2 protein-coding genes and 1 rRNA gene are annotated in these 2,836 nt (G+C 53.2%); 1 reads left to right on the forward strand and 2 read right to left on the reverse strand.

Translation table 11 applies throughout. The features are described from left to right. The first annotated feature begins 23 nt into the window (after positions 1-23). Positions 24-139, forward strand: a 5S ribosomal RNA gene (gene rrf / locus ABYP33_RS18355). A gap of 325 nt (positions 140-464) precedes the next feature. Here the strand turns inward: rrf and istB are convergent. Together istB and istA are read right to left on the reverse strand one after the other, a co-directional pair. Next, the gene (gene istB / locus ABYP33_RS18360) at positions 465-1,232 is read right to left on the reverse strand and encodes an IS21-like element helper ATPase IstB (protein WP_373092712.1); all 768 of its coding nucleotides are present in this window, start codon (positions 1,230-1,232) and stop codon (positions 465-467) included. Continuing rightward, positions 1,229-2,743, reverse strand: a complete 1,515-nt coding sequence (istA, locus tag ABYP33_RS18365) for an IS21 family transposase (RefSeq protein ID WP_373092713.1) — start codon at positions 2,741-2,743, stop codon at positions 1,229-1,231. The genes istB and istA overlap by 4 nt, the downstream gene beginning before the upstream one ends. Between the last annotated feature and the right edge of the window lie 93 nt (positions 2,744-2,836).

The raw sequence follows: 2,836 nt of genomic DNA on the forward strand, positions 1-2,836 counted from the left end.
GCTTCGCTCTTCAAGCCAGTTTGCCTGGCGACCATAGAGACATGGTACCACCTGATCCCATCCCGAACTCAGAAGTGAAACGTGTCATCGCCGATGGTAGTTTGGGGTTTCCCCATGCGAGAGTAGGTCATCGCCAGGCTTTAATTTAAAACCCGAGATTCATTAGAGTCTCGGGTTTTTTTATGGGTTACTGGAAGTGCGCTCCACCAGGCGATGCCCTACGTAGGTCACAGCCAAAGCACTCGCTAACGCTCGCGGGCTGGGCCATCGCTAGGCTTCTAAATAAATGCCACAGCACTCCCTGCAGTCGTGGGCCACACTGACACCCCGTTCCGCCTATGCTGGACGGGGTTTTTTTATTTAGGACGCGAGGAGCGTCTCTCACTAAATATCGGGCTCATGCGACGCAGCCTGTTGTCTGGCGTCAACTATCTTGGCCGGTCGGCGACAACTATGATGGCCGGTTAGGTGGTTTCTCTTTTCACTTCTGATTTAGCCTTTTCAACATATTGTTGCTTACGATAACTTTCGCCCTCAAGTTCAATGATGGTCGCATGATGAATCAGGCGGTCAATGGCGGCAACGGTCATCATTCCGTCTGTGAATATGCTGCCCCAAGCGCTAAAGGGTTGGTTGGCCGTCACAATTAACGTGCCGCTTTCGTATCGGTGCGCGATAAATTCAAACAGCACATTTGTTTCTGCATCCGTCTTTTTCACGTAGCCAATATCGTCAATGATAATGACCGGGTATTTATCCAGTCGCGTCATCGCGGTCATGAGGTCAAGATCGCGCTTGGCTTGCTGGAGATGCTGCACTAGGGCGATTGCTGGGAAGCATTTACAGCGAATGCCCTGTTCGATTAGTGCATGCCCCAAGGCGCTGGCAAGGTGTGTTTTACCGGTGCCGCTCGGGCCAATTAGCAGTACGTTGTCACTCCGGCGCGCCCACTCTACGTCTTGCTCAAGCTTAGCGATGCTGCGCTGATTTTGGCCGCTAAATGGTTTTCTATCGAGCGTGGCAAACGTCTTTGTCGTCGTTAACTGAGATTCTCGACGCCACTTTTGTATACGGCGTTGGAGCCGATCCGCCATTTCATATTCACACAGCGCAAGCAGGTAATCAACGTGAGACCAGCCGCTATCCGCTGCCGTTTGCCACAGCGTTTTGTAATGCCGGGCGAAGCCCGGTAGGCGCAATTCTTTAAGCAATAACAGTACGGAGTCGCTCATGAGTACACCGCCTCAAACGTATTGCCGGGGTTGGCCCACAGCAGCTCATCGTATGCCTTCAGTGAATGCTGTACCGGTTGCCTCGTCTCAGCCTCTTGTGTCTGGTGACTCAGGAACCGGTCTTGAATCGCGAGGATGGATGGGAACTCGCCAAGCAAGGCGCCGGCCAGTAAACCCTCACCCAAATCAGTTTCACAATCGTATTCAAAGGCGAGGCGCAAAACGGTTACCATCCATTTACACGCTTCGCGTTTTTCCAAGTGTTGATCCGCACATCTCCACAACTGCCGGTATGCCTCGTTAGGCAGCAAATCGTCTCGTAAGCTTGAGTAGCGGAAGGCTTGAGGCTTGGATGCTAAAGCCCGAATCACATGTTTGTAATCAATGCGGCGTGCACGCTGCTCGCCCGGTTTTGGATAAACACGCGGCAAAGTGAGCGCGTAGGTTTGTCCGACATAGAGCATGAGCTTGTCGTGATGCAAGCGTAGTTGCAGACGCTCGCCGACGAGTCGTGAGGGTACTGAGTAAACCACCCGCCGAACCTCAATCGTAGCAGAGCGAGTGACCCGAACTGACAAAATTTGATAGTCAACAGAGGGTTGATCTGGCAGTGGACTCAGTGCAGCTTGTTCATCGGCAAACCGCGACCGAACCCGCTGATTGAGCTTGGCTACAGTTTTGTCGATCCAGTATTGGTACGCTTCAATGCACTCAAAATCGTGATTGCCACGCAGCTTGAATTGTTGTGACAAACGATGTTTCAACGAACCGTTGGCGCATTCTACTACACCGTTTTCATGCGACTGGCCAGGGTTATTGCGGGTGGGCTGCATGCGATAATGATCACACAAATCGCGGTACGCATCTGTCCATATATTCTGGGTATTGTTGCGTGCTGCGCTGAGGCTGTCGGTGCGATGCTCAACCGGGCTGCCACCAGCTTGCTGCAGTGCGCGCTGTAAACCACAGGCTAACGCGGCGTAGCTTTCGCCGCCTTGCACTATCGTGACTGAGCGCCAGCCGCTATAAGCAAGACGAAACTGATAGAGCAAGTGGGGAAAGGCCTGACCCGCAAGGGTAACCGCGTCATCGGGGTGGGTGAAATCGGAAAACCCTTGTTGCCCGATCACCGCTTGCTGGCGAAACATTACCTCTTTGTCGGGGCCGCACAGCGCACGCCATTGCTTGACCCGTCGTTGCAGCGTTCTCAATACACGTTGATCGTAGTGCTCGGGGTAGTGCTCTTGCAAATACTCCAATAGCGTCAGTCCAGTGAGGCTCGGCTCGCGTTCGAGTAACACCACAAGCTCACGCTCCCAGACGGCCTCCAGCGGATCTTCGCGGGTGCGCCAGTGACGCTCAGGTGGGTGGTGGATTGGGTCTTTCTCGATTCTACGGCCTGAACGAACGGAAATATTTGTCTTCGCGGCTGCGGTTTCTTGGGTGATACCACGTTGTCGATGCTGCATATACAGCTCCTCTTGTCGTTGGGTGATATGTAATCCCGGCACGCTGTTCTCCAAGGGAAAATCAAAGTACCGAACGTTACACCCAACCGGCCAAGATAGTTGTCGTCAACCGGTCATCCTAATTGTCGCCGAACA

Source organism: Zhongshania sp., assembly GCF_041584495.1.
Lineage (GTDB): Bacteria > Pseudomonadota > Gammaproteobacteria > Pseudomonadales > Spongiibacteraceae > Spongiibacter.